The organism is Mesorhizobium sp. M2C.T.Ca.TU.002.02.1.1, assembly GCF_003997225.1.
This window is the reverse complement of record NZ_RZTO01000318.1, coordinates 1-6,362: the sequence shown is the minus strand read 5'-3', so window position 1 is coordinate 6,362 and position 6,362 is coordinate 1. Positions and strand designations below refer to the sequence as shown.

7 protein-coding genes are annotated in these 6,362 nt (G+C 65.7%); 2 read left to right on the top strand and 5 right to left on the bottom strand.

Annotation, left to right across the window (positions count from 1 at the left end; translation table 11 throughout):
* The coding region (locus EOD07_RS17840) for an FAD-dependent oxidoreductase (RefSeq protein ID WP_245470203.1) at positions 1–1,041 on the bottom strand (1,041 nt) is incomplete at its 3' end.
* 14 nt (positions 1,042–1,055) lie between these two features.
* A complete protein-coding gene (locus EOD07_RS17835; RefSeq protein ID WP_127236407.1) occupies positions 1,056–1,991 on the bottom strand; it encodes a dihydrodipicolinate synthase family protein in 936 nt (311 codons plus the stop codon).
* Between the two features lie 68 nt (positions 1,992–2,059).
* Here EOD07_RS17835 and EOD07_RS17830 point away from each other — a divergent pair, with 68 nt between their 5' ends.
* Positions 2,060–2,764, top strand: coding sequence for a GntR family transcriptional regulator (locus EOD07_RS17830; protein WP_245470202.1), 705 nt, complete (start codon positions 2,060–2,062; stop codon positions 2,762–2,764).
* A 25-nt stretch (positions 2,765–2,789) separates the two neighbouring features.
* Here EOD07_RS17830 and EOD07_RS17825 read toward each other — a convergent pair whose 3' ends face one another.
* The 3 genes from EOD07_RS17825 to EOD07_RS17815 form a co-directional block, all read right to left on the bottom strand.
* On the bottom strand, positions 2,790–3,107 hold the full coding sequence (locus tag EOD07_RS17825) for a hypothetical protein (RefSeq protein ID WP_073985020.1): 318 nt from the start codon (positions 3,105–3,107) through the stop codon (positions 2,790–2,792).
* A 263-nt stretch (positions 3,108–3,370) separates the two neighbouring features.
* Positions 3,371–3,673 carry a hypothetical protein gene (locus EOD07_RS17820; protein WP_127236406.1) on the bottom strand — a complete coding sequence of 101 codons (303 nt, stop codon included), beginning with the start codon at positions 3,671–3,673 and terminating at the stop codon, positions 3,371–3,373.
* A 418-nt stretch (positions 3,674–4,091) separates the two neighbouring features.
* Positions 4,092–5,588, bottom strand: a complete 1,497-nt coding sequence (locus EOD07_RS17815; protein ID WP_127236405.1) for a CoA-acylating methylmalonate-semialdehyde dehydrogenase — start codon at positions 5,586–5,588, stop codon at positions 4,092–4,094.
* Between the two features lie 379 nt (positions 5,589–5,967).
* Here EOD07_RS17815 and EOD07_RS17805 point away from each other — a divergent pair.
* A partial coding sequence (locus tag EOD07_RS17805; protein ID WP_164772321.1) for a LysR family transcriptional regulator occupies positions 5,968–6,362 on the top strand: 395 nt, incomplete at its 3' end.

Here is a 6,362-nt window from a genome sequence, read left to right as displayed (position 1 = left end):
GGCGAAGTTGGGTGGCCGCTCGATGCCGCCGAGCTCGACGGCGCCGCCGACGCGTAAGCCGGTTTGCAGCGGCGTGATGACGAAGCCGTGCCCGGAAAAGATCAGCTGCCGCTTCACGTCGAAGGCCGACACCGGCAGCGTCGTGTTGTAGCCGCGCTCGGTTTCGAGCGGGATGCGGTCGCCGAGATTTTTTGCCAGGAGATGCGACCAGGCTCCCGCGGCGACCAGGAGCTTGTTCGCCGTCCGCCTGGTGCCGTCGGCCAGAACGATCGTCGCGCCGTTTGCGCCTGCTTCGATGCGCTCCACCCGCGCATGCTCGAAACGGGCGCCGAGCTTCTCCGCATAGGCCCACACCGCCTTGCCGAGCAGCTTGGGATCGGCGACCGTCTTCCAGCCCGGAACGAAGGTGCCCTTGACGAAGCGCGGCGCCAGGCCCGGCTGGAGCGCGGCCATCTCTTCGCCCTCGACATGGCGGAAGCCGATGCCAAAACGCTGGCGCTCGGCCCAGCCGGGCAGCGAGGCGCGGAACTCCGCTTCGCTCTCATAGAATTCCAGCGAGCCGTCCTCGCGCAGCATCGGCCGCGTGCCGGAGCGGTCGAGCAGGCCCATCCATTCGGCTTCGGCGAGCTTCATCATGCCAGCCTGCGTGGCCAGGCTCGTCTCATAGTGCTTCGCCGCGCCCGCGCGCCAGAAGCGGACCAACCAGGGCAGGAGTTTCGGCAGATAGGCCGGCGGAATGGCCAAAGGCCCGAGCGGGTCGGCGAGCCATTTCGGCAATTGCCGGATCATCCCCTTATGCGCCAGCGGCAGCACGTCGGAGAAGGCGAAGGCGGCGGCATTGCCGGAACTCGTCTCCTCGCAGATGCCCGTGCGGTCGAAGACGGTGACGCTGCGCCCCGCTTCGGAGAGCAGCGTCGCCGCGCAGATGCCGATGATGCCGCCACCGATGATGGCGATGTCTTCCGCTTCTCCCTGTGATCGGGGAGAAGGCGCCCGAAGGGCGGATGACGGGCCGCCCCCCTCCTCGGAATTTCCCTGCACGCGAATGCTACCTCTTATTCGGCCGCCACCAGCTTGTCCGTCGATCGAGGAGACGTCTGCAGCGACGGCAGCTTCGGCCGCGCCACCAGCGCATCCCGGACGATCTTCTCGACCGCCTTGCGGCGTTCGCCCGACAGCGGCTGGCGCGGCATGCGCACGCGGTCATTGGTACCGATCGCCAGCACTTCGGCAAGCTTGATATTTTGGACCAGATAGGTCGAGACATCGAGGTCGAGCAAGGGCCGGAACCAGCGATAGATCGCCAGCGCCTCCTCGCGGCGGCCCTGCCGCATCAGCTGATAGATTGCGACCGTCTCGCGCGGGAAGGCGGTGACCAGGCCGGCGACCCAGCCGATGGCGCCGACCGACAGCGCCTCGAAGGCAAGGTTGTCGACGCCGGTGAAGAGATCGTAGCGGTCACCGAACCTATTGATGATCTCGGTCGAGCGGCGGATGTCGTCGGAGGATTCCTTGATGGCGACGAAGCGCTTGTCCGACGCCAGCTCCTCCATCAGATCGACGGTGACGTCGACGCGATAGGCGAGCCGGTTGGAATAGATCATCACCGGCAGGTCGCCGGCTTCCGCCACGGCGCGAAGCGCTGCGACCGTCTCTTCCGGATTGGTGTGGTAGATCGGGCTCGGCACCACCATCAGTCCGTCGGCGCCTTCCTTGGCGGCGCGCTTCGCGATAGCAGCCGCCTCGCGTGTGCCGGGCTCGTTGACGGTCAAGAGCACCGGCTTCTTCCCGGCGACTTTCTGCGCCGTCTTCAGCACCTCGATCTTCTCGTCAGGCGACAGCATCGGCCCCTCGCCGAGCGAGCCGCAGACGATGATGCCGTCGCAGCCGGCCTCCATCTGCAGCGAATAGCAGCGCTCCATCTCGGCATGATCGAGACGATCGTCGGCGCTGAATTTGGTCGTGACGGCGGGGAAAACTCCGGTCCACATAGCTGTCTCTCCGTTGATATATCAGTCGTATATCTATTAAGAGCTGGCTCGTCAATGCTGAATCCGTTATGATATATGAAAAATATATCAGGAGCCCGCCATTGATCTCCCCACTGATATCCGCTGACGTGAACGCGAGTTTCGAGCCGGCGGCGACCAAGGCCTATCGCGCGCTGGAGCATATGATCGTTACGCTCGAGCTGGCGCCGTCGAGCTTCGTCACCGAAGGCGCGCTGATCGATCGGCTGGGTCTCGGACGCACGCCGGTGCGCGAGGCGATCCAGCGGCTGGCCTGGGAAGGGCTTCTCGACATCAGGCCGCGCGCCGGCATCGCGGTCGCGCCGCTTCACGCCGGCGACTGGCTGCGGGTGCTGGACGCTCGGCGCGGCATCGAGGTCGTGCTCGCCCGCTCGGCCGCCCGCTTCGTCACCCGAGAGGCCGCCGACCTGTTCCATGAGGCGGCGCTCGCGATGCAGAAGGCGGTGATCTCGGGCAACGTGCTTGCCTTCATCCAGGCCGACAAGGCGCTCGACGAGGCGCTGGCCATCGCCGCCGACAACCCCTTCGCGGCGCGTGTCGCCGCTCCCCTGCAGACCCACAGCCGCCGCTTCTGGTATCGCTACAAGGCCGACACCGGGCTGGCCGAATCGGCCGAGCACCACGTCGCGCTGATCCGCTCCATCCTCGACGGCGACGAGGAGGCGGCCGCCAAGGACGCCAAGAAACTGATGACGTTGCTGCGCGGCCACGCCGAGGTCGCCGCAACGCGCTGAGAGCGGTTCGAGCCGGGAAGCGTCCTCAGCCGCCCGGCTGCCCAACCGCGGTGGCCAGCGTATCCTCCCATCCCTCGCCGGCGGCAAGGATGCAGCTCTGGCCTTTGACGTCGGTCATCAGGATGGTCCAGGTTCCGCTTGCCGAGACGAACACTTCGAAGATGGCGGCTTGTCCGGCCACGCCATAACCCAGCCGCTTCTCCTCGAATGCCTCCGCCAGCCTCGCGACCAGATAGTCATGGCCGCCGCAGATGACTTGCGCCCGCGCCGGAACCGCCGGCAATGCCATCATGGCGCCAACGGCCGCAAGCTTGACCCATCGAAACGAAAATTCGCGTGCCATGGGGCACCTCCTTCGCCTTCGCATTCCGGCAAGGGAGGCACATTCGGCCGCCTCAGTGTGCCGGAAGGCTCCAGGCCGGATCAGACGTCTTCATCACGTCACTCCTTCTGGTTTCCGGTCTGTCGTCGGGAGATCATGACTCCCTGGATTCGATATGGTGAAGCTCCGCGCCGCAAACAAGCGGTGCCGCGCAAGGCGACTTCCTCGGTACAGCTTGACGCTCGACCGCGGAGGCCGTCGTGGCGCGCCAGTTCCCTAACGGTTCAGGCGCCCGGCATCGCCGCGGTGATCGACGGGCTGTCCCAGCCCTCGCCGACGGAGAGCACGCAGCTCTGCCCCTTGGTGTCGGAAGCGAGCACTGTCCAGCTGCCCTGATCCGAGACGAAGATTTCGAGCACGACGTTCGGGTTGATCAGGCCGCGCCCGGCCTCGGTTTCGTGGAACTTGTCGCCAAGGGCCTTGATGATGTCGGCGCGCGCCGCGCATTGCGCGGCCGCGTTCGCCGGCGCGGCTCCGATGGTCATCGCCACCGCCGCCAACATCGTCGCCATAAGAAATCGTGTCATCTGACACCTCCTCGCGCCAGACGAGAACCCCGGCTTGAACCGGCGCTGTTCGATTGCCTGCACGCATGGCAGGAATACAGGCTAAGGCGCATGGTGGTCTGTTGGTTCCATCACACGACGATGGAATTATTAGAAGGCGCGCATGCTCCCTTTGCGTGCCGCGCGGCGGATCTTGTACCTTCCCTTGCACTGGGCGCCCGTGTCGAAAGCGCGGCAAAGGGCTTTTGAGCCTCACGTCTCTGGCAGGTGGCCTTGGCGCCAAAAAAGAGAAAGCGCGGCTTTCACCGCGCTTTCTCAATGACTTGAAGGCTTGTCCGCTCAGTTCATCGTCGGGATGACGAACTCGGCGCCGTCCTTGATGCCAGCCGCGCGCCCGCAGCCGCAAAGCGGCGAGGACGCGCAACCAGGAACCGTCCGGCTAGTTCATCGTCGGGATGACGAACTCGGCGCCGTCCTTGATGCCGGACGGCCAGCGCGAGGTGACCGTCTTGGTCTTGGTGTAGAAGCGGAACGCGTCCGGGCCGTGCTGATTTAGGTCGCCGAAGGACGACGCCTTCCAGCCGCCGAACGTGTAATAGGCGATCGGAACCGGAATCGGCACGTTGACACCGACCATGCCAACCTGAACGCGGCTGGCGAAGTCGCGCGCGGCATCGCCGTCGCGGGTGAAGATGGCGACGCCGTTGCCCATCTCGTGGTCGTTGGCGAGCTTGATGGCGTCCTCGTAGCGCGGCGCGCGCACCACCGAGAGCACCGGCCCGAAGATTTCTTCCTTGTAGATGCGCATGTCGGCGGTGACGTTGTCGAACAGGCAGCCGCCCATATAGTAGCCGTTCTCATAGCCCTGCATCTTGAAGCCGCGGCCGTCGACGACGAGCTTGGCGCCTTCCTTGACGCCGAGATCGACATAGCCCTTCACGCGCTCCAGCGCCTGCGCCGTCACCAGCGGGCCGAAATCGGCGGAAGAATCCGTCGAGGGGCCGACCTTCAGGCTTTCGACGCGCGGCACCAGCTTTTCCATCAGCCGGTTGGCGGTATCGTTGCCGACCGGGACCGCCACCGAGATCGCCATGCAGCGTTCGCCGGCCGAGCCGTAGCCGGCGCCGATGAGCGCGTCGACCGTCTGGTCCATGTCGGCGTCGGGCATGACGATCATGTGGTTCTTGGCGCCGCCGAAGCACTGCACGCGCTTGCCCGATGCCGTGCCGCGCGAATAGATGTAGTGTGCGATCGGCGTCGAGCCGACGAAGCCGATCGCCTTGATGTCCGGATCGTCGAGGATGGCGTCGACCACTTCCTTGTCGCCGTTGACGACGTTGAGGATGCCGGCGGGAAGACCGGCCTCGATGAAGAGCTCGGCGATGCGGATCGGCACGCCCGGATCGCGCTCGGACGGCTTCAGGATGAAGGCGTTGCCGCAGGCGATGGCCGGCGCGATCTTCCACAGCGGGATCATGGCCGGGAAGTTGAACGGCGTGATGCCGGCGACGACGCCGAGCGGCTGGCGCATCGAATAGACGTCGATGCCGGGGCCGGCGCCGTCCGTGAACTCGCCCTTCATCATATGCGGGGCGCCGATGCAGACCTCGACGACTTCGAGGCCGCGCTGGATGTCGCCGCGCGCATCGGCGATGGTCTTGCCGTGCTCGCGCGCCAGGATGTCGGCCAGCTCGTCATAGTCGCGCTGGACCAGCTCGAGGAACTTCATCAGCACGCGCACGCGGCGCTGCGGGTTGGTGGCGGCCCATTTCGGCTGCGCCGCCTTGGCGTTCTCGACCGCGGCGCGCAGTTCCGCCTGCGAGGCCAGCGCCACCGTGCCGCGCACGGAACCGTCCATCGGCTGCATCACATCCTGCTTGCGCCCGCTGGTGCCGGCGACACGCTTGCCGCCGATGAAATGACCGTATTCGATCATGGTTCTCTCCCTGTCTTGGTGATGATTGCATTGTCCGCCTTTGCGACGGCGATGGCAACGCGAGGAAGATCGCAACCGTTGTGCGGAAAATGGACAGCGGTGATGGAGTGTGCATTAATTGTCGCAAATGACAGCGTCGCTAAGATATCCCAAAGGGACAACAGGTTGAGTTCCTTCGCGCCCCCCTCTGTCCTTCCGGACATCTCCCCCACTTGGGGGGAGATCAGCAGCTTTACCGCCGGCACCATCTCCTGCAACGCTGGTGATTGGCGAATGCCGGCGAGGCATCCAATCTCCCCCCTTGTGGGGGAGATGTCCGGCAGGACAGAGGGGGGCGCCACAGAACGCTCCGTTGATGATTGTCATCCAGGTCATCCCCATGAACTGGGATGATGTCCGCATCTTCCTTGCCGTGGCGCGCGCCGGCCAGATCCTCGGCGCGGCCAAGCGCCTGGAGCTCAACCACGCCACCGTCTCGCGCCGCATAGCCGCGCTCGAGGAGGCGCTGCGCACAAAGCTCTTCCGGCGGCTCACCACCGGCAGCGAGCTGACGCCGGCCGGCGAGCGCTTCCTCGAGATCGCCGAGCGCATGGAAGGCGACATGATCGCCGCGCGCTCGACCATTGCCGGCGAGGGCGACGACGTTTCGGGCACGGTGCGCATCGGCGCGCCGGACGGCTTCGGCGTCGCCTTCCTGGCGAAGCGGCTGGGCGAACTGACCGCCGTGCACCGCGAGCTCACCATCCAGCTGGTGCCGGTGCCGCGCTCCTTCTC